At 60.9% G+C, this 26,930-nt stretch carries 28 protein-coding genes; 14 read left to right on the top strand and 14 right to left on the bottom strand.

What is annotated here, in order from left to right; translation table 11 throughout:
- Nucleotides 1-11: 11 nt before the first annotated feature.
- The gene (mutS, locus tag AC1D3C_RS18875) at nucleotides 12-2,660 is read right to left on the bottom strand and encodes a DNA mismatch repair protein MutS (protein ID WP_477484030.1); all 2,649 of its coding nucleotides are present in this window, start codon (nucleotides 2,658-2,660) and stop codon (nucleotides 12-14) included.
- A 197-nt stretch (nucleotides 2,661-2,857) separates the two neighbouring features.
- On the opposite strand from mutS, the gene AC1D3C_RS18870 reads away from it, so the two are divergent.
- From AC1D3C_RS18870 to AC1D3C_RS18860, 3 genes are all read left to right on the top strand, one after another.
- Nucleotides 2,858-5,155, top strand: a complete 2,298-nt coding sequence (locus AC1D3C_RS18870; RefSeq protein ID WP_038539157.1) for an NADP-dependent malic enzyme — start codon at nucleotides 2,858-2,860, stop codon at nucleotides 5,153-5,155.
- Nucleotides 5,156-5,224: 69 nt separating this feature from the next.
- Nucleotides 5,225-5,464 (top strand): type II toxin-antitoxin system Phd/YefM family antitoxin, encoded by a 240-nt coding sequence (locus tag AC1D3C_RS18865; protein ID WP_477484029.1) that lies wholly within the window; start codon nucleotides 5,225-5,227, stop codon nucleotides 5,462-5,464.
- 224 nt (nucleotides 5,465-5,688) lie between these two features.
- A complete protein-coding gene (locus AC1D3C_RS18860) occupies nucleotides 5,689-5,850 on the top strand; it encodes a PIN domain-containing protein (RefSeq protein ID WP_477483941.1) in 162 nt (53 codons plus the stop codon).
- On the opposite strand, the gene olsB is transcribed toward AC1D3C_RS18860, so the two are convergent.
- The 5 genes from olsB to AC1D3C_RS18835 all read right to left on the bottom strand — a co-directional run bounded on the left by olsB (nucleotide 5,847) and on the right by AC1D3C_RS18835 (nucleotide 11,109).
- Complete coding sequence (gene olsB / locus AC1D3C_RS18855) at nucleotides 5,847-6,719, bottom strand: l-ornithine N(alpha)-acyltransferase (RefSeq protein WP_038539147.1); 873 nt, start codon at nucleotides 6,717-6,719, stop codon at nucleotides 5,847-5,849. The genes AC1D3C_RS18860 and olsB overlap by 4 nt on opposite strands.
- Nucleotides 6,720-6,818: 99 nt before the next feature.
- Nucleotides 6,819-8,534, bottom strand: a complete 1,716-nt coding sequence (locus tag AC1D3C_RS18850) for a hybrid sensor histidine kinase/response regulator (protein WP_477483940.1) — start codon at nucleotides 8,532-8,534, stop codon at nucleotides 6,819-6,821.
- Nucleotides 8,535-8,654: 120 nt separating this feature from the next.
- Nucleotides 8,655-9,146, bottom strand: a complete 492-nt coding sequence (gene lspA, locus AC1D3C_RS18845) for a signal peptidase II (protein WP_477483939.1) — start codon at nucleotides 9,144-9,146, stop codon at nucleotides 8,655-8,657.
- On the bottom strand, nucleotides 9,143-10,003 hold the full coding sequence (locus tag AC1D3C_RS18840) for a TrmH family RNA methyltransferase (RefSeq protein WP_477483938.1): 861 nt from the start codon (nucleotides 10,001-10,003) through the stop codon (nucleotides 9,143-9,145). The genes lspA and AC1D3C_RS18840 overlap by 4 nt, the downstream gene beginning before the upstream one ends.
- Entirely contained in the window at nucleotides 10,000-11,109 is a 1,110-nt protein-coding gene (locus AC1D3C_RS18835; protein ID WP_477483937.1) for a class I SAM-dependent methyltransferase, read from the bottom strand. Before AC1D3C_RS18835 ends, AC1D3C_RS18840 begins: the two co-directional genes overlap by 4 nt.
- A 175-nt stretch (nucleotides 11,110-11,284) precedes the next feature.
- On the opposite strand from AC1D3C_RS18835, the gene AC1D3C_RS18830 reads away from it, so the two are divergent.
- Nucleotides 11,285-11,740: an SRPBCC family protein gene (locus tag AC1D3C_RS18830; protein WP_038539139.1), complete on the top strand. Its 456-nt coding sequence runs from the start codon at nucleotides 11,285-11,287 to the stop codon at nucleotides 11,738-11,740.
- A gap of 16 nt (nucleotides 11,741-11,756) precedes the next feature.
- Here AC1D3C_RS18830 and AC1D3C_RS18825 read toward each other — a convergent pair whose 3' ends face one another.
- The 3 genes from AC1D3C_RS18825 to sppA all read right to left on the bottom strand — a co-directional run bounded on the left by AC1D3C_RS18825 (nucleotide 11,757) and on the right by sppA (nucleotide 13,477).
- Nucleotides 11,757-12,092 (bottom strand): lipopolysaccharide assembly protein LapA domain-containing protein, encoded by a 336-nt coding sequence (locus AC1D3C_RS18825; RefSeq protein WP_038539136.1) that lies wholly within the window; start codon nucleotides 12,090-12,092, stop codon nucleotides 11,757-11,759.
- A gap of 102 nt (nucleotides 12,093-12,194) precedes the next feature.
- Complete coding sequence (locus AC1D3C_RS18820; RefSeq protein ID WP_007759833.1) at nucleotides 12,195-12,494, bottom strand: integration host factor subunit beta; 300 nt, start codon at nucleotides 12,492-12,494, stop codon at nucleotides 12,195-12,197.
- A gap of 26 nt (nucleotides 12,495-12,520) precedes the next feature.
- Nucleotides 12,521-13,477: a signal peptide peptidase SppA gene (gene sppA, locus AC1D3C_RS18815; protein ID WP_477483936.1), complete on the bottom strand. Its 957-nt coding sequence runs from the start codon at nucleotides 13,475-13,477 to the stop codon at nucleotides 12,521-12,523.
- 206 nt (nucleotides 13,478-13,683) lie between these two features.
- Between sppA and lptC the strand changes: the two genes are divergently transcribed.
- From lptC to ptsN, 6 genes are all read left to right on the top strand, one after another.
- A complete protein-coding gene (lptC, locus tag AC1D3C_RS18810; protein ID WP_477483935.1) occupies nucleotides 13,684-14,352 on the top strand; it encodes an LPS export ABC transporter periplasmic protein LptC in 669 nt (222 codons plus the stop codon).
- A 12-nt stretch (nucleotides 14,353-14,364) separates the two neighbouring features.
- On the top strand, nucleotides 14,365-14,919 hold the full coding sequence (locus AC1D3C_RS18805) for an LptA/OstA family protein (RefSeq protein WP_038583353.1): 555 nt from the start codon (nucleotides 14,365-14,367) through the stop codon (nucleotides 14,917-14,919).
- A 36-nt stretch (nucleotides 14,920-14,955) separates the two neighbouring features.
- Nucleotides 14,956-15,738 carry an LPS export ABC transporter ATP-binding protein gene (gene lptB, locus AC1D3C_RS18800; RefSeq protein WP_065814785.1) on the top strand — a complete coding sequence of 261 codons (783 nt, stop codon included), beginning with the start codon at nucleotides 14,956-14,958 and terminating at the stop codon, nucleotides 15,736-15,738.
- 191 nt (nucleotides 15,739-15,929) lie between these two features.
- A complete protein-coding gene (rpoN, locus tag AC1D3C_RS18795) occupies nucleotides 15,930-17,486 on the top strand; it encodes an RNA polymerase factor sigma-54 (protein WP_477483934.1) in 1,557 nt (518 codons plus the stop codon).
- A gap of 249 nt (nucleotides 17,487-17,735) precedes the next feature.
- Nucleotides 17,736-18,311, top strand: coding sequence for a ribosome hibernation-promoting factor, HPF/YfiA family (gene hpf, locus AC1D3C_RS18790; RefSeq protein WP_038539113.1), 576 nt, complete (start codon nucleotides 17,736-17,738; stop codon nucleotides 18,309-18,311).
- Nucleotides 18,312-18,388: 77 nt separating this feature from the next.
- The gene (ptsN, locus tag AC1D3C_RS18785) at nucleotides 18,389-18,853 is read left to right on the top strand and encodes a PTS IIA-like nitrogen regulatory protein PtsN (protein WP_038539110.1); all 465 of its coding nucleotides are present in this window, start codon (nucleotides 18,389-18,391) and stop codon (nucleotides 18,851-18,853) included.
- A gap of 202 nt (nucleotides 18,854-19,055) precedes the next feature.
- On the opposite strand, the gene grpE is transcribed toward ptsN, so the two are convergent.
- Both grpE and hrcA read right to left on the bottom strand, forming a co-directional pair.
- The gene (gene grpE, locus AC1D3C_RS18780) at nucleotides 19,056-19,697 is read right to left on the bottom strand and encodes a nucleotide exchange factor GrpE (RefSeq protein WP_038539107.1); all 642 of its coding nucleotides are present in this window, start codon (nucleotides 19,695-19,697) and stop codon (nucleotides 19,056-19,058) included.
- 118 nt (nucleotides 19,698-19,815) lie between these two features.
- Complete coding sequence (gene hrcA, locus AC1D3C_RS18775; RefSeq protein ID WP_038539103.1) at nucleotides 19,816-20,895, bottom strand: heat-inducible transcriptional repressor HrcA; 1,080 nt, start codon at nucleotides 20,893-20,895, stop codon at nucleotides 19,816-19,818.
- 176 nt (nucleotides 20,896-21,071) lie between these two features.
- On the opposite strand from hrcA, the gene rph reads away from it, so the two are divergent.
- The 4 genes from rph to hemW are packed head-to-tail and all read left to right on the top strand — an operon-like array spanning nucleotide 21,072 to nucleotide 24,067.
- The gene (gene rph, locus AC1D3C_RS18770) at nucleotides 21,072-21,788 is read left to right on the top strand and encodes a ribonuclease PH (protein WP_038539100.1); all 717 of its coding nucleotides are present in this window, start codon (nucleotides 21,072-21,074) and stop codon (nucleotides 21,786-21,788) included.
- Nucleotides 21,789-21,806: 18 nt separating this feature from the next.
- Complete coding sequence (locus AC1D3C_RS18765) at nucleotides 21,807-22,214, top strand: VOC family protein (RefSeq protein WP_477483933.1); 408 nt, start codon at nucleotides 21,807-21,809, stop codon at nucleotides 22,212-22,214.
- A gap of 8 nt (nucleotides 22,215-22,222) precedes the next feature.
- Nucleotides 22,223-22,867: an RdgB/HAM1 family non-canonical purine NTP pyrophosphatase gene (gene rdgB / locus AC1D3C_RS18760; protein ID WP_038583328.1), complete on the top strand. Its 645-nt coding sequence runs from the start codon at nucleotides 22,223-22,225 to the stop codon at nucleotides 22,865-22,867.
- 6 nt (nucleotides 22,868-22,873) lie between these two features.
- A complete protein-coding gene (gene hemW, locus AC1D3C_RS18755) occupies nucleotides 22,874-24,067 on the top strand; it encodes a radical SAM family heme chaperone HemW (protein WP_247031541.1) in 1,194 nt (397 codons plus the stop codon).
- Nucleotides 24,068-24,078: 11 nt separating this feature from the next.
- On the opposite strand, the gene AC1D3C_RS18750 is transcribed toward hemW, so the two are convergent.
- From AC1D3C_RS18750 to dnaA, 3 genes are read right to left on the bottom strand one after another with little or no spacing between them, the layout of a single operon-like run.
- Nucleotides 24,079-24,672, bottom strand: coding sequence for a class I SAM-dependent methyltransferase (locus AC1D3C_RS18750; protein WP_477483932.1), 594 nt, complete (start codon nucleotides 24,670-24,672; stop codon nucleotides 24,079-24,081).
- A 9-nt stretch (nucleotides 24,673-24,681) separates the two neighbouring features.
- Entirely contained in the window at nucleotides 24,682-25,266 is a 585-nt protein-coding gene (locus AC1D3C_RS18745) for a LysE family translocator (RefSeq protein WP_477483931.1), read from the bottom strand.
- Nucleotides 25,267-25,304: 38 nt separating this feature from the next.
- Nucleotides 25,305-26,870 (bottom strand): chromosomal replication initiator protein DnaA, encoded by a 1,566-nt coding sequence (gene dnaA / locus AC1D3C_RS18740; protein WP_151040492.1) that lies wholly within the window; start codon nucleotides 26,868-26,870, stop codon nucleotides 25,305-25,307.
- Nucleotides 26,871-26,930 lie beyond the last annotated feature (60 nt).

Here is a 26,930-nt window from a genome sequence, read left to right as displayed (position 1 = left end):
TTGTCGAAACGTCAGGCCTTGAGCTGCTTCTTCAGCGCGTAAAGCGCGTCCAGAGCTTCACGGGGCGTCATGTCGTCCGGGTTGATGGCCTTCAGCGCGTCCTCGACCTTGGACGGCCCGGCGCGCTTGGCTTCTTCGCGGCGGACCGCCACCTGGAAGAGCGGCAGGTCGTCGATCAGCTGGCTCGCCGGGTTCTTGCGGTCGGAATCCTCGAGCTTGGTCAGCACGTCGCGGGCACGGGCGACCACCGAGTCGGGAAGACCCGCCAGTCGCGCGACCTGGATGCCATAGGAACGGTCGGCAGCACCGGGGCCGACTTCGTGCAGGAAGATCACCTCGCCATCCCATTCCTTCACCCGCATCGTGGCATTCGAAAGCCGGTTCAGCTTTTCCGAAAGCACGGTCAGCTCATGGAAGTGGGTGGCGAACAGGCCGCGGCATCTGTTCGCCTCGTGCAGGTGCTCGACCGCCGCCCAGGCGATCGACAGGCCGTCGAAGGTCGCCGTGCCACGGCCGATCTCGTCGAGGATGACCAGCGAACGATCGCTCGCCTGGTTGAGGATGGCGGCCGTCTCGACCATCTCGACCATGAAGGTGGAACGGCCGCGGGCCAGATCGTCCGACGCGCCGACGCGCGAAAAAAGCCGGTCGACGATGCCGATATGGGCGGAGGCCGCTGGCACGAAGGAGCCCATCTGGGCGAGAATAGCGATCAGCGCGTTCTGGCGCAGGAAGGTCGACTTACCGCCCATATTCGGGCCGGTGAGCAGCCAGAGCGCACCGAACTCACCGCCATTATGCGGCGAGAGATCGCAATCATTGGCGATGAACGGGCCGACCGATTGTCTGCGTAGTGCCTGTTCGACCACGGGGTGGCGACCACCTTCGATCGCGAACATGCGCGAGGCATCCACTGTCGGACGGCGGTAGCTCCATTCGTCGGCGAGCATGGCGAGGCCCGCCGCGACGTCGATCACCGCCAGCGCCCGGGCGCCGGCCTTGATCGTCTCCGCCTCCGAGGTCACGGCTGCGACCATGCTGTCGAAGGCTTCGAGCTCTATCGTCAGCGCCTTGTCGGCGGCATTGGCGATGCGGCTTTCGAGATCGGCAAGTTCTGTCGTCGTGAAGCGCATAGCGCTCGCCATGGTCTGGCGGTGGATGAACCGCGCCTTGCCTTCAGGCGTATCGGTCATCGTCCCGGAATTGCCTGCGGTCACCTCGATAAAATAACCGAGCACGTTGTTGTGCTTGATCTTCAGCGACTTGATGCCGGTTTCCTCGGCATATTGGAGCTGGAGCGCGGCAATCACCCGCCGCGACTGGTCGCGCAACGCACGCACCTCGTCGAGGTCCGAATGGGCGCCATCGGCGAGGAACCCACCGTCGCGCTTCAGAAGCGGCAGTTCCCGCGCCAGCATGTTGCCGAGCATGGATTCCAGATGAAGCGGCAAAGCCTTCAGGTCGTCGAGCGCCTGCCCCAGTTCCTCGGGCAGCATGGCCCTGTCGAGAAAGCCCGCGACACCGCGGGCCGCTTCCAGTCCCTGCAGGATACTGCCGAGATCACGCGGGCCACCGCGGTCGAGCACCAGGCGCGACAGGGCGCGCGGCATATCCGGCACGTGCTTCAACCCGGAGCGCAGCTCGCTGCAGAGTGAGGGCTCTTCAAGCAGGAAAGAGATGGAATCGAGACGCCGGTTGATGCGGTCGGGATCCGTCAGCGGCGACATCAGCCGTTCGGCGAGCAGGCGAGCCCCGCCGCCGGTCACCGTACGGTCGATCGCCTTCAGGAGCGTGCCTTCACGCTCGCCCGACAAGGTCTTGGTCAGTTCCAGGTTGCCGCGGGTCGCCGGGTCGATGAACAGCGTAGAGGCGCCGCTTTCGCGCTCGGGGCGCCCGAGCGGCGGACGTTCGGCGATCTGGGTCTTTTCCACATAAGCGACGGCTGCCGCGGCGGCGGCGAGTTCGGCGCGCGAAAAATTGCCAAACCCGTCGAGCGTGCCGACACCGAAATAACGGGTGATGCGGCCCTCGGCGCTGGCGCTGTCGAAGAGCACGGACGGCTGGGGCACCGCGACCTTGCCGAGCACGTCGAAGACGGGTTTCAGTTCGGCATCATGAAACATCGTATCCGGCAGGATCAGTTCGCGTGGATCGATGCGCAGGATATCGGCGAGCAGCCGGGACTGATCGGTCTCCGCCAGCCGAAAGACGCCGGTCGAGATATCGATCCAGGCGAGCGCCAGAAGCGGTTCGGCGGCCCCCTTGATGCGGGCGAGCGCCATCAGGTAGTTCGACTCGGAGGGCGAGAGGAGTTTTTCCTCGGTGATCGTCCCCGGCGTCACCAGCCGGACGACGTCACGCTTCACCACCGATTTCGAGCCGCGCTTCTTGGCTTCCGCCGGATCTTCCACCTGTTCGCAGACGGCAACGCGGAAACCGAGCGAGATCAGCTTCTGCAGATAGTCGTCGGCGGCATGCACCGGAACGCCGCACATCGGAATTTCACGGCCGAGATGCTGGCCGCGCTTGGTGAGCGTGATGCCGAGCGCGCGCGACGCATCGACCGCATCCTCGAAGAAGAGCTCGTAGAAATCGCCCATGCGGTAGAAGAGCAGCGAACCCGGATTGTTCGCCTTGATCTCGATATATTGCTCCATCATCGGCGTTGCGGACGCGCGACTTTCCTCCGAGGCAAGCTCGGCAGTATTCAGGGCCTCGATGGGGAATCTTTCAAACTGGGTCACGGAACCGATTTTTTGTTGCGCGCTGGAACTTGCGACACTATCGATGAAGACACCTGAAAGACAACATCTGCCGCGGCCTAGAGGACGGCTGCCCACAAAAAGCTGGAGGAGACATGCCTGCTAAGGACAAGGCCACGGAGAAGGCCGCACGTTCGCGCGCTTCCGTAACCGAACAGGAAGCACTCGATTTCCATTCGGAAGGCCGCCCCGGTAAACTCGAAATCAATCCCACCAAGCCGATGGCGACCCAGCGCGACCTGTCGCTGGCCTATTCGCCGGGCGTTGCCGTGCCGGTCTTGGCCATCGCCGCAAACCCGGCAACCGCCTATGACTACACGACACGCGGCAACATGGTCGCCGTCATCTCCAACGGCACGGCGATCCTCGGTCTCGGCAATCTTGGGGCGCTCGCCTCGAAACCGGTGATGGAAGGCAAGGCCGTGCTGTTCAAGCGCTTCGCCGACGTCGACGCGATCGACCTTGAGGTCGACACCGAAAACGTCGACGAATTCATCAACTGCGTGCGCTTCCTCGGCCCTTCCTTCGGCGGCATCAACCTCGAGGACATCAAGGCGCCGGAGTGCTTCATCATCGAAAGCCGCCTGCGCGAGCTGATGGACATCCCGGTTTTCCATGACGACCAGCACGGCACGGCGATCATCGCCGCCGCTGGCCTGATCAACGCGCTGGAACTGACCGGCCGGGACCTCAAGACCACCAAGCTCGTCTGCAACGGCGCCGGCGCCGCGGCGATCGCCTGCGTCGAACTCATCAAGGCGATGGGCTTCAATTCGGAAAATGTCATTCTCTGCGACACCAAGGGCGTCATCTATCAGGGCCGTACCGAAGGCATGAACCAGTGGAAGTCCGCCCATGCGGTGAACACCGCCAAGCGGACCCTCGCCGAGGCCATGAAGGACGCGGACGTCGTGCTCGGTCTTTCCCAAAAGGGCGCCTTTACCGAAGAGATGATCCGTTCGATGGCGGACAGGCCGATCATCTTCGCGATGGCCAATCCCGATCCGGAAATTACCCCGGAAGAGGTCACCCGCATTCGCGACGACGCAATCATGGCGACCGGACGTTCGGATTATCCGAACCAGGTCAACAACGTCCTCGGTTTCCCCTATATCTTTCGCGGCGCGCTCGACGTGCGGGCTAGCCAGATCAACGATGCGATGAAGATCGCTGCCGTCAATGCGCTCGCCAATCTCGCCCGCGAAGACGTGCCGGATGATGTCGCCGCCGCTTACCAGGGCAACCGCCCCCGCTTCGGTGCACAATACATCATCCCCGTTCCGTTCGACCCGCGCCTCATCTCGGCGATCCCGGTTGCCGTCGCGGAAGCTGCGATGGAAAGCGGCGTCGCCCGCAAGAACATCGCCGACCTAGCCGCCTATGGCCGGGAACTTTCCGCCCGTCGCGATCCGATTGCCGCGACGACGCAGGGCATCTACGAACGCGTTCGCCGCTTTCCGAAACGGGTTGTCTTCGCCGAGGCCGAAGAAGAGCAGGTCATGCGCGCGGCGATTTCCTTCACCACCCAGAAGCTCGGCACTGCCATCCTTCTCGGCCGCGACGACGTCATCCGCACGACGGCGGAAAAGGCGGGCATCGACCTCGACCGCACCGGCGTCGAAATCGTCAACGCGCGTCTCTCCAACCGGCTCGATGCCTATATCGATCATCTCTACGCGCGCCTGCAGCGCGAAGGCTTCCTCTATCGCGACGTCCAGCGCCTGATCCACAACGATCGTAACCATTTCGCCGCGACCATGGTCGCCATCGGCGATGCGGATGCGATGGTGACCGGCACGACCCGCAATTATGCGACGGCGCTTCAGGACGTCCGCCGCTGCATCGATCCGAAGCCAGGGCACAAGGTGATCGGCGTATCGCTGGTGATCTCACGCGGCCGGACGATCTTCGTCGCCGATACCGCCGTCCACGATATGCCGAATGCGGAGGATCTCGCCGATATCGCCGTCGAAGCCGCGCGCGTCGCAAAGCGAATGGGCTACGAGCCTCGTGTCGCGATGCTTGCTTATTCCACCTTCGGACAGCCGATCGGCGAGCGTTCGGAGCGGGTTCGCGAGGCGGTCAAGATCCTCGACCAGCGTCGCGTGGATTTCGAATATGACGGCGAGATGGCCGCGGACGTGGCGCTCAACCCGCACCGGATGGAGCAATACCCGTTCAGCCGGCTCTCGGGAACAGCCAACGTGCTCGTCATGCCGGCGATCCATTCGGCCTCGATCTCGACCCGCATGCTGCAGGAACTCGGCGCTTCGACAGTGATCGGTCCGCTGCTCGTCGGCCTCGACAAATCGGTACAGATCACCTCCATGGGTGCCAAGGACAGCGATATCGTCAATATGGCAGCAATCGCGGCTTACAACGCCGGGACGTAAGTGGTTTTCTTGCAATCAACCTCCGAGTGGACTAAGTTTATTGAACTAAGTCCACCCGGCGGTTTGCTTGTGAAAACTATCAACATTCATGAAGCCAAAACCCATCTGTCGCGCCTCGTCGAAGAGGCAGCAAACGGCGAAGCGTTCGTCATCGCCAAGGCCGGCAAACTGATGGTGAAGGTCGTGCCGCTGGAGGAAGCGCCGAAGAAGAAAAGACGGGCTGGCTTTCTAAAAGGCTATGCATCCGTTCCCGACGATTTCGACACAATGTTCGCCAAGGAAATTGAAGAGACGTTTTACGGAGAATGAGAGTCTCCCGGATTCTCATATCCTCGCTTGGTTCGCCGACGATGCGCCAAAGCTCACCGACGAAATGCGCGCCATCATTGAAGATGAGGAAAATGAGCTTTTCTTCAGTGCCGCCAGCCTCTGGGAGCTGATTATCAAACGAGCGCTCAATCGTAGTGGTTTCAATATCAGCCCGCGCGTTTTTACATCGCGCTTTGCTCGACAATGGATTTCAGGAATTACACGTGAGCACCGAGCATGCTCTCGCTGTCGAGAGCCTACCTCCGATCCATAAGGACCCGTTCGACCGGATTCTCATCGCGCAGAGTATTTCCGAAGGCATGCTGCTGCTGACTTCGGATGAAACCATCGCACAATACGACGGTCCCATAAGGCTTGTCCGTTAGCTCGCGAAACGTCCCGCATCGGCGCCGAAGTGGCTGATGTAGCGGTCGGAGATCGAGGCGATCGGCAGGACGATCAAAACGTCGGTGGTGTTGAAAGCGTGGTCGATAACCGCACCGTCGCCTACCATGGCGCCGAGGCGCAGATATCCCTTGATCAGCGGCGGCAGCAAGGAAAGCGCCTTGCGAGTGTTGACGTCTTCCATCGGCATCAGGTCCATCGGGCGATAGAGTTCCGGCCGTGCCGAAACCGCCCAATCGCCCTTGGTCGAGACCGTGTGGTGCAGGAAAGACAGCGCCATGGCGTGTTCTTCGGGCGAAACGCCCGGGAAGGACGCGCAGCCGAACATCGCGTTCATGCCGTGCTTCAGCGAATAGGCCCAATTGCCCTGCCAGAGCAGTTCGACGGTGCGCTTGGTACGGTAGTCGGGCAGTACGCAGGAGCGGCCGAGCTCCATGAACTGTTTGTCGGGATGACGCGCAAGCAGCGGCTCGATGTCGAATTCCGATGCCGAATAGAAGCCGTTATTGGCTAACGCCACTTCCTGGCGCAGCAGGCGGTAAGTGCCGACGATCTGATCTTCGATGTCACCCTCGATTGCATTGTCGACGACCAGAAGGTGGTCGCAGATCGCATCAAAGGCATCGACATCACGGCGGCGGCGCATGGCGTCGGGGCTAAGTGTCGCGTGCATTTCTTCAACGAAGACGCGATAGCGAACCGCCTGCGCGGCATCGATTTCACGCTCGCTGCGGGCAAGCCGAGTTTCGAGCGTGCCAATGCGGCCGAAGACATCGCCGCTTACCGGAGCAGAGGCCGGCGCCTGGTTTGTTTCAGGTATCACTTCACGGTTCAGGAGTTCGATTGCCAAGGTGATTCTCCCCGTCCCGGTTTGATCACCGCCTTAAATCACTTCTCTGCGACAAGAACGTGACATCCATTGTCATAATAGGTTCCAGGAATGGTCGCGTCAACGCGCCTGTTGGCGCTCGGTGGAGAGAACTCCCAAAATTCGGACCTCCTCCAGTAGCGTCAGCGGATCGACCGGCTTTGCGAAGACACGGCTGGCGCCGTTCAGAAGCGCCTCGCGATGCGTCGCCTCGCGGCTCTCGCCCGTCAGCACGATCACCGGAACCAGAGACCGGACGCCGTTCTGCTCCTCGCCACGCAGTGCCGCCAGGAGGTTGAAAACATCCCCTCCAGGCATGTACATGTCGGAAATGATGAGATCGAGCGGCGTGTCCCGGTTGAGTACCGCCTCGATCAGGGTGGGGAAATCACCGACGAGACGGACGCGATGTCCGGCCTTTGTCAGAACCGAGCGGATGATCAGCGCATTGACGGGATCGTCCTCGCCGAGCAGCACGTCGAGCCCTTCGCCATGCTTTTCGATGACGGGCGGCGGCGGCATGGCCTGGTTATCGTTGAGCGCGTCGCGTGTGCCGAAGCCGCGCAGGCGGCCGCTCAAGACATCGATCAGGGATTTTTCCCGGAGCGGCCGGATGAGCCAGGCATCGAAGAAATCCTGAGGCTGGGAAGCGCGTTCCTCCGGGTTGACGAGCAGGATGCGATGAAGCGGCGCATGCGCCTTTTCATTGGCATAATCGGAGGCAAGCCGGTGATCGACGATCAGGTCGGTATAGGCCAGCGGCCCTGTCTCGGCGCGGTCGATTAGCATCTGCGCGTCGGCCGTGTTGGCGACGTGCCGGCAGCGGCCGCCAAGCGTTTCGATCGTCGCGACCGTCGCCTTGGCGGCTGGCCCTTCCGGCGCCAGAAGCAGAACGCGGGACATCGCGAGCAACTGGTTGCGTTCGCCTGTGCCCGATTGCGCCGTTTCTGCGAAATGCAAGGGGAAGCGGATGGTGAACGTGCTGCCGGCCCCCTTCTGGCTGGCGACGGAAAGCGATCCGCCGAACTCCGCCAGGATGCGGGAGGCAATGCCTAGACCGAGGCCGGTGCCGCCGCTGCGGGCCTCCGCGGAGCCTGCCTGCTCGAACTCACCGAAAACTTGGTTCAGCTCCTCTGGCGCCATGCCGGGACCGGTATCGATGACGGCGATAGCGACATTGCCGTCATCGACCGCAGCCTGCACCAGTACGCCGCCATGGGCGGTGAATTTCACGGCATTGCCGATGACGTTGAAAAGCACTTGCCGGATACGTCCCGGATCGAAATCGAGGAGGTCGGGCAGATCAGCGGCCACCGTCGCGGCGATCTCGATCCGCTTCTCATGGGCGCGCGGCGCCAGCATCTCGACCACGTTTTCGATGAGATGACGGAGATTTTCCGCCCGGTTGTTGAGCCGGAAACGGCCGGCTTCCAGCGTCGAATAGTCGAGGAGATCTTCGACGAGCTGCGCCAGGGCATAACCGGACTGGCGAATGCCGCTCAGATAGTTCTGCTGTTCCGCCGTCAGCTTGGTCTGGCCGAGAAGATGGGTCATGCCGAGAATGCCGTTGAGCGGCGTGCGGATTTCATGGACGACGGTGGCGATCTGCCGGGATTTCGCAGCGCTGGCCGCCTCGGCATTCTTCAAGGCGTGCTGGAGCCGGGGCACCGTGCGCTGACGGCGCCACTCGGAGATCCGGGAAAAGAACGAGGCAAATACGCTGCGTGATGCAGGCTTTCCCTCACCCCGCTGCACGCCAAATGCGGGCACGACCTTTTCGACCACGGGTTCGGCCATGTCGGCCGCCGGGGAAGACCCGAACGCCTTGGAGATACGTTCATGTATGTCGGCAATATCTCGCATTGGGAAAGACTAACGAGGTTTCTTTCCCAATCCTTAGAGCAATCAGGTAAAATTTTACTGATCGACCTTTTTCGGCCCGACCAGCTCGTCGAGGATCACCAGGCCTGCCCCGATGGTGATGAAACTGTCCGCCAGGTTGAAGACCGCGAAGGACCAGGTCTCGGTGTGGAGCAGGATGTAGTCGATCACGTGACCATAGGCGAAACCATCGATCAGGTTGCCGATCGCGCCAGCGATGATCAGCGTGAACCCGGCATGGGCGAAAGGCCGCTCCTTCGGGGTGCGGCGCCAGAGCCAGAGCACGAAGGCGACGATCAGCACCCGCATGCCGACGATGAATTCCCGCTCCATGCCGGACAGAAGGGAAAAGGCGACGCCGAGATTATAGGTACGGTAGAGCGCCAAAAGCGGCACCAGCGGCACTGCTTCCTGCATCGGAAGATAATTCTCGACGGCAATCTTCACCACCTGATCGAGAATGACGGCGAGGACGATGACGATCAGAGCCACCGGAGGCCGCGAAAGAAGGGCTGCGCGTGCGGTCATTTCTTGTCGTCCAGGGTCAGCAGATGGCGGCGGGCCTCGAAGAGCATCACGGCGGACGCGACGGCGAGGTTGAGCGAGTCCGCCCTGCCCTGCTGAGGAATGCGAACGGTGCGATCGGCGGCCCTGGCAAGATTGTCCGGCAGGCCGGACTGCTCGTTGCCCATTAGCAGCACGACCGGCTTTTTCGAATAATCCACGGTGCGATAATCGACGGCGCCGGCAAGATGGGTCGCCACGACCTGGGTGCCGGAGCGCTTCTGCCAGATCAGGAATTCTTCCGGCGAACATTTGACGACCGGCACCGCGAAGACCGAACCCATGGTGGCGCGCACGGTTTCCAGCGAAAACGGGTCTGTGCATTCGCCGACCATGATGACCCCGGTAGCACCTGCGGCATCGGCGGTGCGGATGATGGTGCCGAGATTGCCGGGGTCGCGTACGCGGTCGAGCGCCACCAGCGTCTCGTTCCTGCCCGGCCTCAGATCATCGAGCCTTTTCCAGCGCTGCTCGAAAATGCCGACGACCATCTGCGGATTGTCGCGGCGGGTGACCGACGAGAGCACTTTCTCACTGACCTCCAGCACCAGCCCGCCATGGGCGACTGTCTTGGCCGCCACCTGCTCGACAAGCGCCTTGCCCTTGGCCGCCTTGGCATAGACCAGCGTGCGGATTTCCCAGCCGAGCTCCAATGCGTCGATGACGAGCTTCAGGCCCTCGGCCATGAAGGTGCCGCTCTCTTCGCGGTCTCTCTTGTTGGTGAGCGCCTTGATGTCCTTGATGATCGGATTGGAAAGCGAAGTGACTTCCTTCACCTGACCGACCCGTCGTGGTCCGGATTTCTGAAAATCGTCGGTCATGCCGGCACCCAGCGACTGAAAAGAGATGTGGAAAGCGCGCGGCCCGGCGTCTTGCCGTCCAGCCCCGCCTCACGGATGACGAGCTCGCCCGATTCCACGACGCCGCCGGCGCCGCGCATCGTCTCGCGCATCAGTTCATGGATGGAGTAGAAGCTGGCGCGGATGGAATAAGCGGTCAGCACCAAGCCGATCGCCTTCTGTGACAGCAGTTCGCGGCAGATGTCGAGCATCAGCGGCAAATGATCGAAAAGCTGCCAGACTTCACCATTCGGGCCCCGGCCGAATTTTGGCGGATCGGTGAGGATGATATCGTAGCGGTTGCCGCGACGCTCCTCGCGCAGGATGAACTTCATGGCATCCTCGCAGATCCAGCGGATCGGCGCCTTGTCGAGGCGGGCGAGCGCCTGGTTTTCCCGCGCCCAGCCGATCGCCTTCTTGGAGGCATCCACATGGGTAACTTCGGCGCCGGCAGCTGCCGCGACCAGCGAGGCGACGCCCGTATAACCGAACAGGTTCAGTACCTTCACCGGGCGTTTTGCCTCCTCGATGCGGTTCTTCATCCACTCCCAGTGGACGATCTGCTCCGGGAAGACGCCGACATGGCGGAAGGACGTGAAGCGACCGAGGAAATCGGTGCCGAGCAGCGACAACGGCCAGGTTTCGCCAAGGGCTTCCTTGGTGAAGCGCCAGCGACCCATGCCGTCCTCATCCGTATCGCCGGTGAAGAGTGCATCCGCCTTTTCCCAGACGTGGGCGGGAAGTGACGGCTGCCAGAGCGCCTGGGCTTCCGGCCGGACGATGCGGTAAGGACCGTATTGCTCGAGTTTCAGCCCGTTGCCGCTGTCGACCAGGTGAAAATCACCGGCACCGGACGATTCGAGAATGATCGGCACGCGCTCGGGCGGCCGCTCGCCGCTGCGCGGCAAAAGCGGGCGGGTTTCCGCCGGTGCTGCGGCCGGCGCGGGTTTCGCGGCCCTTTCCTGCGGCCGCGGGACCTGCTTGACTGCCGCTGGTTTTGCGGCGGCGTACCCGCGGGAGGACCTGTTGCCGGCCTCGCTCCGGGTTTTTTCACCCGGCCGCCTTTCCTTGTTCTTCAATACGTTCATCCGCTTGGATTTTTGAGACTTGGGCAGCAGATAGCATTTGCCGGCCATTCTTCAAAGCCGGGGAGCCGATGGCGGCGTGTTTTATTGAGGCCCCGGCGTGTCCGCCTTTTGTCCCCCTTGGCAAAGATCATCGCCCTTGCAATAAGTCTAGCAACGGTGGACGGAGGATCATCACATGGATATGGGCGGCGAAGAACGTATTGCAGCACCCCGCGAAGTGGTCTGGGCGGCGTTGAACGATCCGGAAATCCTTCGCCAGTGCATCCCCGGTTGCCAGACGCTCGAACAGAAGTCTCCAACCGAGCTTTCGGCAACCGTCAAGCTGAAGGTCGGTCCGGTCTCGGCGAGCTTTTCCGGCGAGGTGACCCTCTCCGACATCAACCCGCCGGAAAGCTACACGATCTCAGGCGAAGGCAAGGGCGGCATCGCAGGTTTCGCCAAGGGTTCCGCCACTGTCACGCTGGTCGACGACGGCAGCGACACGCTGCTTCGTTACTCCACCAAAGCTCAGGTGGGTGGCAAGATCGCGCAGCTCGGCTCGCGACTGATCGATTCGACATCGCAGAAGCTCGCCGGCCAGTTTTTCGCGGATTTCAACAAGGCCGTGGTGGCCAAAGCCGCGCAAGCCTAATTTACTTTGCCTGAATTCATTTCGAAGGAAGTTGCGCCGAGGCCGGCCGTCCAGCGACGGCAGCCTTGTGCTCGTTCTGCCATCGGACCGCTTCGCGTGCTTCGACGCGAGCCTGTTTGCGATGTTTGCCCTGGCTCCACCAGGTCACGAACGAGCCGATGAACATCCCGATCAGCAAGGCCAGGAACAGAAACAGGAAAAAGGGTGCGCTGACCGCCAACATGCCGTCTTCAGGCCGGAAGGGGTTGAGCGCCAGGGTGACCATCTGGCGATTCGCGACTGCGAGCACGATCAGCACGATGCCGAGCGGCACGAAGACCACGAGCGAGACGATCCTTTTGAACTTATCCATCTGAATCTCCGGCAGCAGACTGTCTGCTGTTTTGCCAGCATCTGTTGCAGAATAGGCGCGCTTTGTGGGGTTTCAAGGGCGGCGAAAGCCGCGCGCGAAGGATCAATCCTCTTCGTCGTCGAGACCCGGATTCAGGCGCTCGCGCAATTCCTTGCCTGTCTTGAAGAAAGGAACCCATTTCTCTTCGACAAAGACGCTCTCGCCGGTGCGCGGGTTGCGACCGGACCGTGAGGGACGATTCTTCACCGAAAACGCGCCGAAGCCTCGCAGTTCGACACGATTTCCGCCTGCCAGGGCATCTGTGATCTCGTCGAGCACGGCATTGACGATGTTCTCGACGTCGCGGTGGTAGAGATGCGGATTGCGAGCCGCAACGATCTGCACCAGTTCTGACTTGATCACGGTTGCCCCCTGAAAAGTTTAGATTTTTAACCGCGCCCAACCTGCCAAACGGAGACAAGACCGTCAAGAAACAACTTGTCGGCGCCGAAGACGCGAAGGACGTCGGGAGTGATTGCCTGGCCGAGACCGGAGAGGTTCAACACCTCGCTGATGGCACTCGCGAGCCAGAAGGACGAGGAAGATTTACGCTCCTTCCAGTCCACGATCGGCAGGTCCTTCGAGATGCCCCGTGATTCCAGATAGTCGCGGATGTCCTCCTCGCCGCCAAGCTTGTCGACCAGCTTGACATTGAGCGCCTGACGACCGGTGAAGATCGTGCCATCCGCGAGCTTCAGCACCTCGTCGCGCGGCATCTTGCGGCGATCGGCAACGAGATCGACGAACCAGGCATAGCTGTCCATCACCATGCTGCGGATCATCGTCTTGGCTTCCTCGCTCGCGGGATGGAAGGGCGACGGCTCGGCCTTCAGCGGCGCCGACTTGATCTCTTCCAGCGAGACGCCGACCTTCTTCATCACCTCGTCGACCTGCGGGTATTGGAAGATCACGCCGATCGAGCCGGTGATCGAGCTTTCGCCCGCGACGATCTGGTCGCCGGCGGTGGCAATCATATAGCCGGCAGATGCGGCCAGCGTACGGATATCGGAAACGACCGGCTTCTTTTCGGAAACCTTGCGGATCGCCTTGAAGATGCGTTCGCCGCCATAGGTCGTCCCGCCCGGCGAGGAAATCGAGACGATCAACGCCTTGGCCTGGCTGCTTTCGGCAATCTTGGCGAGCCGCTCCAGCAATTCCTTGTCATCGGTGATCAAACCAGAGATTTCGATGCGGGCGACATGAGGCAAGGCGGATCCGGCACTCTCGCCGGCAACGGCACGATAGAGCGCAAAACCGATACCGACCAGGAAGACAAGTGCAACGACCCGCCAGAAACTCAGCTTGCGGCGCAGGGAGCGCCGGTCCGCGATTGCCATTTGATCCATAAAATCACCCTTCGAGACGAACCGTCGTTGCTAAATAGGCTCTCTAGCGCGTTTTGCAGCGGCTCACATCACGTTTTTATGTTGCCCATTATTGTTTGTTGATTGAATAAAAACCATATTGGCGGACAAAGCAAAGCTCCTACCGGTTCCATCGGCATTGCCGAGATGGGGCGTGGAAACGAGCTAGAAGGAACAACCCGGCACTCATGCTGCAGCATATTCGAAAAACGGCAGGCTTTACTGCGGCGCTGGAGCCGCGCGCGGATGCCTACCAGGCGGCGCTGGCGCATTCCTCGCTCGTGCGTAAGCTCAAGATACTGCTGCCGATCCTGGCCGGCGTGATTTCTGCCGCCTTCATCGCTATCTCAATCGTCCGCGCCTACCTGCCGGAAAACCTTTCGATTGAAAACGCGCGGATCGAAAACGGCAAGATCGTCATGGAACGACCGGCGATCTCTGGTCGCAACAAGGACGGCATCAGCTACTCGATGACCGCCAGCCGTGCGCTGCAGGATATCAAGAACTCGAATATGATCACGCTCGAGGACGTCAAGGCCACCGTACCGGTCAACGACGACGTTATCGCGCGGGTCATCGCGACCGGCGCCGACTTCGACCGCGGCACGGACATGCTCGATCTCAACTCCCCGTTCGATGTCAATCTGAGCAACGGGATCACCGCCCGCTTCAAGTCCGCCCATCTTGATATCAACGCTGGTGTGATGAATTCACCCGAGCACGTCGATATCGCCATGAAAGAAGGCTCTATCGTTGCAGAGTCTTTAAAGATAACGGATAAGGGACATACCATCACCTTCAAAGGCCAGGTTCGCGTCCATCTCGATCCAGCCACCATCCGCAACCAAGGCAAGTAGAGCCCGGCCGTCATGATCAATCGCCGCCTTCTTACACGCAATGCCGCAGTTCTGATCGCGGCAGGATTTATTTCCTGTCTAGCAGCGACCGCACATGCCCAGACGACCACCAGCCAGATGGAAGGCCTGAAGCTTTCCGGCGACCAACCGATCCAGATCCAGAGTGACCAACTCGAGATCAAGGAGCAGGAAAAGAAGGCCTATTTTACCGGCAACGTCCAAGTCGTGCAGGGCACGACCACGATGAAGGCGGGCAAGATGACGGTTCTTTATACGGGTGAAGGTGGCTCGGTGACCTCGGGCAACGCCAATATCGACAAGATATTCCTCGACGAGACGGTATTTCTGACCTCGGGAACGCAGCAGGCGACCGCCGAGAAGGGCGAGTTCGACATGAAATCCCAAACCTTCGTGCTTTCCGGCAAACAGGTCGTGCTGTCTGAAGGTCCCAACGTCTTCAAGGGCTGCAAACTCACCGTCCTGATGGAAACCGGCCAGGCCAAGCTTGACGCCTGTGGCGGGCGTGTCGAGATCCTGCTCGATCCGAAATCGCGACCGAAGCAATAATAGACATTTGACGTGAAAATACCGTTCATCACCAGTCTGTCGGCAAGGAAGCCGTCCGCGCCCGAACCCTTCGTCGTACGCGATAAAGCGCGCTACGAGGGCACGCTTGTCGCGCATGGGCTTTCGAAGACCTACGACACGCGCCGCGTCGTCAACGGCGTGTCGCTGGTCGTGCGCCGTGGCGAGGCCGTCGGACTGCTCGGGCCGAACGGCGCGGGCAAAACGACCTGCTTCTACATGATCACCGGCCTGGTGCCGGTGGACGAAGGCATGATTGCGATCAACGGCAACGAAGTCACCCGCATGCCGATGTATCGCCGCGCCCGGTTGGGCGTAGGTTATCTGCCGCAGGAAGCATCGATCTTCCGCGGCCTGACCGTCGAAGAAAACATCCGGGCGGTGCTGGAAGTCCACGAGCCCGACAAGGACAAGCGGGAACGCAAGCTCGACGAACTGCTGGAAGAGTTCCATATCAGCCAGCTTCGGAAAACGGCGGCCGTTGCGCTTTCCGGCGGTGAGCGCCGGCGCCTTGAAATTGCCCGAGCGCTGGCGACCGACCCCGCCTTCATGCTGCTCGACGAACCTTTTGCGGGCGTCGACCCCATTTCGGTTTCCGACATCCAGAACCTCGTGCGCCATTTGACGGCACGCGGGATTGGCGTTCTGATAACGGACCACAACGTCCGCGAGACTTTGGGCCTGATCGACCGGGCCTACATCATCCATGCGGGCGAAGTGCTGACCCACGGCCGGGCGGACGATATTGTCAACAACCCGGACGTCCGCCGCCTCTACCTCGGCGACAAGTTCAGCCTCTAGACGCTGCTCCGGTCGCTGCAGCGCGCCAAAGAAATTTACTTTCCCGCACTGCAGCGCTTGACCAAATCTTTCAAAAAAGCAATTCTTGTGCCAGATGCAAATTTGGCCTTGTGGGGGCTTGGCCGAAAACGAGCGTCCGCCATCCATGACCGGGTGGTTCAAGGGGATTGCACGGGAGTTTCGCGTCCGCCATGGGTTTATCCGCTAATCTTTTCCTACGCCAAACCCAATCGCTGGTGATGACGCCGCAGCTGATGCAATCCATCCAGCTGCTGCAGATGACGCATTTCGAACTCAACCAGTTCATCGCCCAGGAAGTCGAAAAGAACCCGCTGCTCGAAATTACGTCAAACGAGAGCGAAAACGACGCGGAAACAGGCTTCGAAACCGCCGACGACTTTGACCCGACCGAAGGCCGCGAGAGTTCGGCAGTGGCCGAAGTCGATAGCGGCTGGTACGAGGGGTCCTCCTCCATCAGCGCCGAAAGGCTTGGCGAAGGGCTCGACACGGGCTTCGAAAACGTCTTCCCCGACGATGGCCCGGCGCGGCGCGCCGACGCCCCGGAACTGCTCAGCCAATGGAAATCGATGCCGGGCGGCGATGCCGGCGAAGACTACGACCTGGATGATTTCGTCGCCGGCCAAGTGACGCTACGCGATCACCTGAACCAGCAGATCCCCTTCCTGATCGTCGATGCGGCCGACCGCCTGATTGCCCAGCATCTCGTCGATCAGTTGGACGAGGCCGGTTATATGCTCGGCGACATCGAGGAGATTGCCGCCCGCCTCGGCAAAAGCGCCGAGAATGTAGAAGCCATCCTCCGCTCGCTGCAGACGCTCGATCCGCCGGGCGTCTTCGCGCGATCGCTCAGCGAATGTCTGGCAATCCAGCTTCGGGAAAAAGACCGGCTCGACCCGGCCATGGATGCGCTGATCAGACATCTGGATCTGCTGGGCAAACGCGACTTCGCCTCGCTTCGAAAGATCTGCGGCGTCGGCGACGAAGACCTCATCGACATGCTGGCAGAAATCCGCTGCCTCAACCCGAAGCCCGGCGCCGGCTTCGAGCGCGGCATGTCTGAGACGATTTCGCCGGATATCGTCGTGCGTGCAGCGCCCGACGGCAGCTGGATGGTCGAGCTCAATCCGGACACCCTCCCACGTGTCCTGGTAAACCACAGCTATTTCCAGACGGTGTCCAAGCACTGCCCGAAAAACGGGGACGACCACAACTTTCTCTCCGAATGCATGCAGAACGCCAATTGGCTGACGCGCAGCCTCGACCAGCGGGCCAAGACGATCATGAAAGTGGCCGCCGAAATCGTCCGGCAACAGGATGCCTTCCTGATGCACGGCGTCGATCACCTGCGCCCGCTCAACCTCAAGACCGTCGCCGAAGCGATCAAGATGCATGAATCGACGGTCAGCCGCGTAACCTCCAACAAATACATGCTGACGCCGCGGGGGCTGTTCGAGCTCAAATATTTCTTCACGGTGTCGATCGGCTCGGTCGAAGAGGGCGGCGACAGCCATTCGGCGGAGGCCGTGCGCCATCGGATTCGCCTGCTGATCGCCCAGGAAACGCCTGAGACGGTGCTCTCCGACGACGATATCGTCGTCAGCCTGAAACGCGGCGGGGTCGAGCTCGCGCGCCGGACCGTCGCGAAATACCGCGAGGCGATGAACATTCCTTCGTCCGTCCAGCGCCGCCGCGAAAAGCGTGCGATCGCGGGGGTCGCGGCGTTCTGAGATACCGGCGAAACACCCGGGTTTCCACAGGCCTACGTAGAAGTCCCGAGGTCCGCTGCCGTTGACATTTAAAACATCGGGCGCTAGAAGCCCGCCGCAACTGCACGGGGCATGGCACGAAAACGTATCCCATTATCCAGACAGGCATCGATTGCAGCAATTTGGCCCAGTCGCATGTGAACGGCTTGGATGCGGGGACGGCTTGGCGTAGACTGGAACACGCAAGTCACGACAAGAAGGAAGAACTCCATGAGTGTGCGTGTATCCGGTAAGCATATGGAAATTGGCGATTCGTTCCGTCAAAGGATCGAGGACCAAATCGGAGAAGCGGTTACAAAATACTTCGACGGAGGCTACTCAGGCCAAGTCATCGTGGAAAAGGCTGGTTCGCGCTTTTCTGCCGACTGCAAGGTGCATCTCGATACCGGGATCGTCCTGCATGCGGCTGGCGAGGCGAATGATCCGCAGATCAGTTTCGATGCCGCAGCACAGCGGATCGAAAAACGTCTGCGCCGCTACAAGCGGCGGCTCAAGGATCATCATGCCGGCAACCATGTGAATGGTTATGCGGAAGTTGCCTACACTGTTATGGACAGCGTACCGGATGAAGGGGAGGAAGTGCCCGAGGATTTCGCGCCGACCATCGTCGCGGAAAGTTCGAAGCAGTTGAAGACGATGACGGTCGCAAGCGCCGTCATGGCACTTGATATGACAGACGAGCCTGTTCTTCTGTTCCGTAGCCCCGGCAAGGAACATCTGAACATTGTGTACCGCCGCAATGACGGCAATATTGGCTGGATCGATTCCACCAATATCAAGAACTAACAACTTGGGGAGAGCGTCGGAGACGGCGCTCCCCTTCGCCTAGGGCACAAGCTCTTGCGGCACGAAGGATGAAGAGAATGGCATTGGCAGATTTGCTGCAGCAAGATGCGATTATTCCTGCCCTAAAGGTAAACTCCAAAAAGCAGCTATTGCAGGAGCTGGCGGCCAAGGCTTCCAAGTTGACGGGCGTGAGCGAACGAGAAATCTTCGACATCATCCTGCAGCGCGAGCGGCTCGGTTCCACCGGCGTCGGCCACGGCATCGCCATCCCGCACGGCAAGCTCAACAGCATCTCGTCGATCAAGGGTATTTTCGCGCGTCTTGAAGCGCCGGTCGATTTCGAAGCGCTCGACGACGAGCCGGTCGATCTGGTGTTCCTGCTGCTGGCACCCGAAGGCGCCGGCGCCGATCACCTGAAGGCCCTGTCGCGCATCGCCCGCGTCCTGCGCGACCAGGATCTCGTCGCCAAGCTGCGCAAAACCGATTCCGCTTCGGCGATCTATGCATTCCTCAATGAGGAACAGGCCAACCACGCCGCCTGACGGCATATACATTCGTGGGGACGAAACGAACCGCTCGGCTGCTGACAAAGCGCCGGGCGGTTTTGTTTTTGAGCCGCATTTCGCGGGGATTATGCGTGGAAACTCAACGGATCAGGAACAATCGCCAGTCCGACGAGCAAACACCAACGGGAGTGTCCGGGCTGAAATGAGAAGCAGGCTTATCGCCTGCTCCTCAAAGACTTCAGGCGCTTTTCTCACCAGCGGCTTCTGCAGAGGCTTCCGCCTTCGGTCCACCTTTTGCGACACCGACCATAGCGGGCCGCAGCACGCGTTCACCGATCGTGAAACCGGCCTGGACGACCTGGACGACGGTATTGTTCGGGACAGCAGGGTTCGGGATTTCGAACATAGCCTGGTGGAAGTTCGGGTCGAACTTCTGGCCTTCAGGATCGATCTTCTTCACGCCGTGGCGCTCCAGAGCGGACAGCATCGAGCGTTCAGTCATCTCGACGCCCTCCAGGAGCGTGGTCAGCGAGGCATCTGCCGTGGCGCGCATTTCGGTCGGCACGGCGTCCAGCGCCCGGCGCAGGTTGTCCGAAACGGCGAGCATGTCGCGTGCAAAGCCGGCCGCCGCATAGGACTTAGCGTCCTTGATTTCGCGTTCGGTGCGGCGGCGCAAGTTATCCATCTCAGCGGCAAGCCGCAGGAAGCGGTCGCGCAACTCGTTGTTTTCGGCCTTCAGCAATTCCAGCGGATCAGGTTCGGCGGCAGGCGCCTCGGCATTCTTCTGGTTGGCCGCGTCCTCAAGAGCAGATGCTACGGCTTCCGCGGCGTTCTCCGCGGCAGTTGCGTCAGGTCCGTTCTTGTTGGTTTCGTCGGTCATGACGGTCTCCGGTTATTCTTGACTTCGATTTACGGGCTTGGATTTGTGCCCGATATCGAGGTTTAAGGTGGAAAAATCAAGGCTTGCTGGGAAACTTGGGCCGGTCCGGCCGCAAAATTCAGCGCGACAGCCTGGCAAGCAGCTGCGCGGTGTAATCCACCATCGGCACGATGCGGGAATAATTGAGCCGCGTCGGCCCGATGACACCGACGGCACCGACGATGCGGTCCTCGCCGTCGCGATAAGGCGCCACGATGAGCGACGAGCCGGAAAGCGAAAACAGCTTGTTTTCCGAGCCGATGAAGATCCGGACGCCCGGCCCCTTTTCGGCGAGATCAAGAATCTCGATCAGACTGTCCTTCTTTTCGAGATCGTCGAAAAGCAGCCGCAAACGATCGAGATCGGCAACATCCGCCAGGCCTTCGAGCAGATTGGCCCGGCCGCGGACGATCAGCTGGGTCGGCTTTCCTTCCTCGCTGTCGCCGGACCAGACCGCCAGACCGCGCTCGACCAGTTCCTGCGAGAGCGCATAAAGCTCGCCCTGGACCTGGTCCTTGAGGGTCTTCAGCTGGCCACGCAGTTCCGGCAGCGTCTGGCCGCTCAGGTGGGCATTGAGGAAATTCGCCGCCTCGGTCAGCTGCGACGAGGTCACGCCGGCGGGCAATTCGATGATGCGGTTTTCGACCTGGTTGTGATCGCCGACCAGCACGGCGAGCGCCTTGGTCGGCTCCAGGCGGATAAACTCGACATGCTTGAGAACCGGATCGCTCTTGGTGGTGATGACGATGCCGGCGCCGCGCGAGACCCCCGACAACATGCGGCTAGCCTCCGCCATCAGGCTTTCCATCGGCTGATCTCGGTCGGCCGGGCGGATCTGCCGATCGATATTGGCACGTTCCTCGGCCGACAGGTCCCCGACCTGCATGAAGGCGTCAACGAAAAACCGGAGCCCCGACTGGGTCGGCAGGCGACCGGCGCTGATATGCGGGGAATAGATGAGGCCGAGCTCCTCGAGATCGCTCATCACATTGCGCACCGAAGCCGGCGACAAAGAGATGGGCAGCAGCCGCGAAAGATTGCGGGAGCCTAGCGGCTCACCGTTTTCCAGGTAGCTTTCCACGATGCGGCGGAAAATTTCGCGCGAACGGTCATCGAGCACAGAGCCGCTGTCCCTACCCGTCGATGCCGAAAATCCCATCTAGACCGTCACCGTTCCGTTGATCATTCGACAAAATATAGTCATTCGACGCGCCTTCTCCAAAGGGAAAATTGCGCCAGCCACGATCATTCGCTTGCACACTCATCAGGGCTTTTTCTTTGCAAAAGCTCGGCCGGGGCCGTAGAAGGCGGAAACAGAAATCCAGGGAGTGAAGCATGCGGCCTTCAGGCAGACAGTTGAACCAGATGCGCAAGGTCTCGTTCGAGCGCAATTTCTCCAAGCACGCGGAAGGTTCCTGCCTCGTGAAGTTCGGCGACACGCATGTGCTCTGCACCGCGAGTCTTGAAGAAAAGACGCCGCCGTGGCTGCGCAACAGCGGCAAAGGCTGGGTGACGGCCGAATACGGCATGCTGCCGCGCGCCACCGGCGACCGCATGAAGCGCGAAGCCGCTAGCGGCAAGCAGGGCGGCCGCACCCAGGAAATCCAGCGCCTGATCGGTCGGTCCTTGCGCGCCGTCATCGATCTCGAAGCACTCGGCGAAAAGCAGATCACCATCGACTGCGACGTCATCCAGGCGGATGGCGGCACCCGCACCGCCTCGATCACCGGTGGCTGGATTGCGCTCTACGACTGCCTGAAGTGGATGGAAGCCCGCTCGATGACCAAGGTCGACAAGGTGCTGAAGGACCATGTCGCGGCGATCTCATGCGGCATCTTTGCCGGCCAGCCGGTAATCGACCTCGACTATATCGAGGATTCGGCTGCCGAGACGGACGCCAATTTCGTCATGACCGGTTCCGGCGGCATCGTCGAGGTGCAGGGTACGGCGGAAGGCAAGCCCTTCAGCCAGGAGGAGTTCCTGAAGCTGCTGGCGCTCGCTCAGGACGGCACCCAGGAACTGGTGGCGATGCAGAAGCAGGCGATTGCCTGAACCTGAAAGAGGTGCGGTTTGATTGAAGGCATTCTCGAAACCGCGCTCTACGCCGACGATCTCGATGCCGCCGAAGCGTTCTACGGCGGCATTCTCGGCCTTGAGAAGGTGCTGCGCGCTGGTACCAGACATGTGTTCTTCCGTTGTGGGCCGGGGATCCTGCTGATCTTCAATCCGGCTGAGACGATCAAGCCACCGCCCGCCGATGCGCTGCCCGTACCGCCACATGGCGCGACGGGACCGGGACATGTCTGCTTTCGCATGACGGGCGACGCGATTGACTTGATCAGGGAAAAGCTCAACAAGGCAGGGATTGCCATCGAAAGCGATTTCCGCTGGCCGAACGGTGCCCGCTCAATCTATTTCCGCGATCCGGCCGGCAACAGCCTGGAATGCGCAGAGCCCAGGCTCTGGAATATCGAATAGGAATTATCATGCGCAAGCTCGATACCAAGACGATCGTGGTCGCCAGCCACAATGCCGGAAAGATCCGCGAAATCGCCGAACTGATCGGCCCCTTCGGTTTCTCGGCCAAATCCGCCGCCGAATTGCAATTCGAAGAGCCGGACGAGACGGGCACGACATTCGAAGAAAATGCCGCGATCAAGGCACTCGCCTCCGCCAGGGCCTCCGGCCTGCCCGCACTGTCTGACGATTCCGGTATTGTCATCGACGCGCTCGACGGCGCGCCGGGTGTCTACACCGCCAACTGGGCGGAACGTGAGGATGGCAGCCGCGATTTTCAGATGGCGATGGAAAAGGTCGAGAAGGCGCTCGAAGAACGCGGCGCGACCAAGCCGGAACAGCGCGGTTGCCGCTTTGTCAGCGTTCTCTGTCTCGCATGGCCTGACGGACACACGGAAATGTTCCGGGGCGAAGTGGAAGGCACCGTAGTGTGGCCGCCGCGCGGCACCCAGGGTTTTGGTTATGACCCGGTCTTCCAACCGGAAGGCTATGATATTACCTTCGGTGAAATGAGTAGTGATCAGAAACACGGCTGGAAACCTGGCGAACCGGAAGCGCTTTCGCATCGCGCCCGCGCCTTCAAGCGTTTCGTCGAAACCTGCCTGGAGGCTTGAGGCATTTTGAACTCAGCCGCTCCTCTTCTGCGCGACACGCTTCTGCCCGATACCGGCGAGCCGGGTTTTGGCGTCTATGTGCATTGGCCATTCTGTGCGGCCAAGTGCCCCTATTGCGACTTCAACAGCCATGTACGCCATCAGCCCGTGGACCAGCCGCGTTTCACCGCCGCCTTCCTGAAGGAGATGGAAGTGATGCGACGGATGAGCGGGCCGAAAACCGTCACCAGTATTTTCCTCGGCGGCGGCACGCCGTCTCTGATGGACCCCGCCACGGTCTCGGCGATCCTCGACGGCATTGCCAGGCATTGGCATGTGCCCGACGGCATCGAGATCACCATGGAAGCCAACCCTTCGAGCGTCGAGGCGACACGCTTCCGCGGCTATCGGGCCGCCGGCGTCAACCGCGTCTCGCTCGGCGTCCAGGCGCTCAACGATCCGGACCTCAAATTCCTCGGTCGGCTGCATGACGTTGCCGATGCGCTGAAGGCCATCAAACTGGCGCGGGAGATCTTTCCGCGCATGTCCTTCGATCTCATCTATGCCCGGCCGAAACAGACGGTCGAGGCCTGGGAAGCGGAGCTGAAGGAAGCGGTTTCCTACGCGGTCGACCATTTGTCGCTCTACCAGCTCACCATCGAGGAAGGCACGCCCTTCTATGGCCTGCACAAGGCCGGCAAGCTGATCGTGCCGGATGACGACCAGTCGGCTGCCCTCTACGAGGCGACCCAACAGATTACCGAGGGGTTCGGCATGCCAGCCTACGAGGTTTCCAACCACGCCCGCCCCGGTGCCGAAAGCCGCCATAACCTGACCTATTGGCGCTACGGCGACTATGCAGGCATCGGACCCGGCGCCCACGGTCGGCTGATGCGTGGCAGAAACAAGATCGCGACCTCCACCGAACGTCGTCCGGAAACCTGGCTGGAACAGGTGGAACGCGTCGGCCACGGCATGCTGGACGAAGAAATCCTTGGCTTCGAAGAACAGGCCGACGAATTGCTGCTGATGGGCCTGCGCCTGCGGGAAGGCGTCGATCTCGCCCGCTGGCAGCAGCTTTCCGGCCGGGACCCCGACCCGATCCGCGAGGAAAGGTTGCTGGAATATGGCTTCATCGAGCGGATCGGCAACTCGCGGCTGCGCTGCACGCCGTCCGGTATGCTGATCCTTGACGCTGTCGTGGCCGATCTCGCCTGCTGAAAACCCGGCGCTTAAGCTTTTACCGCCAGGACATGCAGCCAGTCGGTCGGCTTCTTGTCGTAGCCGCTGCCCTGTACCTCATCGATATCGACGGATGTCCAGGCGAAAGCCTCGTAGGCCGCACTTAGCCAGGCCTTGGACGGGTAATTGTAATAACGCCCGAGACCGTCATGTCCCTCGGCTTCGCCAGCCTTGAAACTCGCATAGAAGACGCCGCCTGGGCGCAAGGCCTCGTGGACGCGGCCGAGAATGCCGCCGAGTTCCGCCCGTGGCGCATGCAGCAGGCAGGCATTGGCCCATATGCCATCGAAAGCCGAGACCGCGTCGATATCCCCGAAACGGAGCACGCTAACCGGCCTGCCCAGATGTTTGGCGGCTTCCCGCGCCATCTCCGGCGTGCCATCCGTGGGCGTGACGACGAAACCTCGCGCGATCATGACTTCGCTATCCCGCCCGCTGCCGCAGCCGAGTTCGAGGATGGCGACACCAGGCACAAGTTTCGACAGGAAGCTATCGAGGCGGCGTGTGCTCGGGACGGAGTTTTCCGCATAAGCCACCGCGTTTTCGCCGTAGAAGCTCGCCGTCGGATCCTTTTCCATGGCCATGCGTGATCCTCAGCGCTGCGACATCAGCAGCTTGGTGCCAAAGCCGACAAAAACCATGCCGACGCCCAGATCGATCTTCTTCTTCGCCTTCAGATAGGCTGTGGCCACCGTCCGGTGGGTGATCAGCGCGACGAGGAAGGAATAATAGATGGTCGAAACGGTGACCATGACCGCGATCGCCGCCAAGCCATAGAGGAAGGGCGTTCCAACCGGCATGGTCGCGGCAAAAAGGCTGGCAACGAACAGCGCCGATTTCGGATTGGCAAGATTAGTCACCAGGCCCATGCGATAGGCGGTCTTGAGCGGCACGTCGATACGCGCCGCCGCTATATCAGCCGACTGGCGCGACTTTCGCGCATCCAGGAATATCTTCAATCCGAGCCAGACAAGATAAAGTCCGCCGACGATCTTCAACGCCACATAGGCGAAAGGTGCCGCCTGGAAGAGGACATTGATCCCCAGCCACCCGGCAAGACCCCAGCAGAACGTGCCTGTAATGGTCCCCATTGCCGCGAGAATCGGCACGCGACGCGGCGCGGTCAGCGCATAACGCATGATCAGAAGCGTGTTGGGCCCTGGCGTTATGCACGCCACGGCCCAGATCATTGCAACAGAAAGCAGAAACATGGATTTTAAGCGTTGTTCTCGTTGATCAGCCGTTTCAGCAGTTCTACCTCGTGGCTGAGCTTCGTGTCACCCGAAATCAGCTCCTCGATCTTGCGGACGGCATGCAGGACGGTCGTGTGGTCCCTGCCGCCGAAACGACGCCCGATCTCCGGGAAGGAGCGCGGCGTCAGCGTTTTCGACAGATACATGGCGATCTGGCGCGGCTTGACGATGACGCGGGTGCGGCGGTTCGAGACCAGTTCCTGGCGCGACACATTATAATGGCGGGCGACGATGCGCTGGATGTCCTCGATGCGGACGCGCTTGGCCTCGCCGGCACCCACCAAATGGGCGAGCAGTTCATCGACACGCTCGATCGAAAGGGAGGGCTCGAAGGAACGGCGGAACAGGAGCTGATTGAACGCGCCTTCCAGTTCGCGACCGCTGGCAGTGACATTTCTCGCCACGTGACTGAGGATTTCCGCCGGGATATCCAGCGACGGATCGTCCTGGCGGGCAGTCGCCAGGCGGCCCTTGATCATTTCGAGACGCATTTCGTAATCCGGCGCTTCGACTTCGATCGCCACACCACCCTGCAGACGTGAACGAACGCGCGGATCGAGCGATTCCAGCTCCCAGGGCGCACGGTCGGCGGCAACCACCACCTGCTTGGCGCTGTCGAGCAGCATGTTCAGGAGATGGCAGAACTCGTTCTGGATCATCTTGCCCTGCAGGAACTGCATGTCGTCGATGATCAGCAGATCGATATTGCGAAGCGAGTCCTTCAGCGTCAGTGCATCATTGTCACGGATCGCGGTCGCGAAACGCCACATGAAATATTCCGCCGTCAGGTAGACGACCCGCGGCATGCGCTCGCTGCCGACCGCCGCATTGGCGATCGCCTGCAGAAGATGCGTCTTGCCAAGGCCGACGCCGGAATGAATGAACAGCGGATTGAAACGGACCGCGCTGGCGCCAGCTTCGGCGATCGTCTTGGCGGCAGCAAGCGCTACTCGGTTCGACGGACCTTCCACGAACGTATCAAAGGTAAAGCGGCTATCGAGCGGTGAGCCGAACAGCGGGCCTGGAACGTGGGCCGAACGGGCAGGAGAAGCCGACGGTGACGGGAAAGCGGCAATCTTGCCGATCTCGCGGGGAGCCTGAGAGCGCGGGAAGGAGGTTGCGACGACGGGCTCCGGCGCAAGAGTGCGCTCTTCACCTGCCACAAGTACCTTGGTGTTGCGGCTTGCGCTGCGCACCAAGATTTCCACCTTCAGGATCTCCGCGTCTTCCGCCTGGAATATGGTGGTGATCTGATCGAGGTAGCGATTGTTGATCCAGGATTTCAGAAAAGTGGTCGGAACCGTGAGCCGAACAACGCTCTTCGAAACGGAATGCAGCTTCAGGCGTCCGAACCAGCTCGCATAAACATCCTGGCCGACCTGTGCCTTCAAACGCGTGCTAAACCGCTCAAAAAGAGCATTATGCTTCATCTCCGTCGTTTCCCCTGCCGCCTGGGAGCAACTTGAATCAAATCCTTGCCGTGCGTGGTCCCCATTACCTGCACGGGCCGATATAGTATTCATATGCATAATTCGCCGCCTTCCAAATCTAGTAGCCTGGCGGTTCTCGTTAACGCCGCCAGAACAAAC

The sequence above is a fragment of the Neorhizobium sp. P1_A6 genome (assembly GCF_056406795.1).
Note: the sequence above shows the minus strand (reverse complement) of the source record. Positions and strands in the feature narration are given on the sequence as shown.

Coding starts and splice junctions, on each gene's coding strand:
- ptsN (WP_038539110.1), top strand. CDS start 18,389: ATGGCATTGGCAGATTTGCTGCAGCAAGATGCGATTATTCCTGCCCTA.
- lspA (WP_477483939.1), bottom strand. CDS start 9,146: ATGACCGCACGCGCAGCCCTTCTTTCGCGGCCTCCGGTGGCTCTGATC.
- AC1D3C_RS18850 (WP_477483940.1), bottom strand. CDS start 8,534: ATGGCCGAACCCGTGGTCGAAAAGGTCGTGCCCGCATTTGGCGTGCAG.
- AC1D3C_RS18870 (WP_038539157.1), top strand. CDS start 2,858: ATGCCTGCTAAGGACAAGGCCACGGAGAAGGCCGCACGTTCGCGCGCT.
- mutS (WP_477484030.1), bottom strand. CDS start 2,660: ATGATGGAGCAATATATCGAGATCAAGGCGAACAATCCGGGTTCGCTG.
- hrcA (WP_038539103.1), bottom strand. CDS start 20,895: ATGGGATTTTCGGCATCGACGGGTAGGGACAGCGGCTCTGTGCTCGAT.
- AC1D3C_RS18830 (WP_038539139.1), top strand. CDS start 11,285: ATGGATATGGGCGGCGAAGAACGTATTGCAGCACCCCGCGAAGTGGTC.
- AC1D3C_RS18835 (WP_477483937.1), bottom strand. CDS start 11,109: ATGAACGTATTGAAGAACAAGGAAAGGCGGCCGGGTGAAAAAACCCGG.
- AC1D3C_RS18750 (WP_477483932.1), bottom strand. CDS start 24,672: ATGGCCATGGAAAAGGATCCGACGGCGAGCTTCTACGGCGAAAACGCG.
- AC1D3C_RS18805 (WP_038583353.1), top strand. CDS start 14,365: ATGATCAATCGCCGCCTTCTTACACGCAATGCCGCAGTTCTGATCGCG.
- rph (WP_038539100.1), top strand. CDS start 21,072: ATGCGGCCTTCAGGCAGACAGTTGAACCAGATGCGCAAGGTCTCGTTC.
- rdgB (WP_038583328.1), top strand. CDS start 22,223: ATGCGCAAGCTCGATACCAAGACGATCGTGGTCGCCAGCCACAATGCC.
- AC1D3C_RS18840 (WP_477483938.1), bottom strand. CDS start 10,003: ATGACCGACGATTTTCAGAAATCCGGACCACGACGGGTCGGTCAGGTG.
- lptC (WP_477483935.1), top strand. CDS start 13,684: ATGCTGCAGCATATTCGAAAAACGGCAGGCTTTACTGCGGCGCTGGAG.
- sppA (WP_477483936.1), bottom strand. CDS start 13,477: ATGGATCAAATGGCAATCGCGGACCGGCGCTCCCTGCGCCGCAAGCTG.
- rpoN (WP_477483934.1), top strand. CDS start 15,930: ATGGGTTTATCCGCTAATCTTTTCCTACGCCAAACCCAATCGCTGGTG.
- AC1D3C_RS18825 (WP_038539136.1), bottom strand. CDS start 12,092: ATGGATAAGTTCAAAAGGATCGTCTCGCTCGTGGTCTTCGTGCCGCTC.
- grpE (WP_038539107.1), bottom strand. CDS start 19,697: ATGACCGACGAAACCAACAAGAACGGACCTGACGCAACTGCCGCGGAG.
- hpf (WP_038539113.1), top strand. CDS start 17,736: ATGAGTGTGCGTGTATCCGGTAAGCATATGGAAATTGGCGATTCGTTC.
- dnaA (WP_151040492.1), bottom strand. CDS start 26,870: ATGCATATGAATACTATATCGGCCCGTGCAGGTAATGGGGACCACGCA.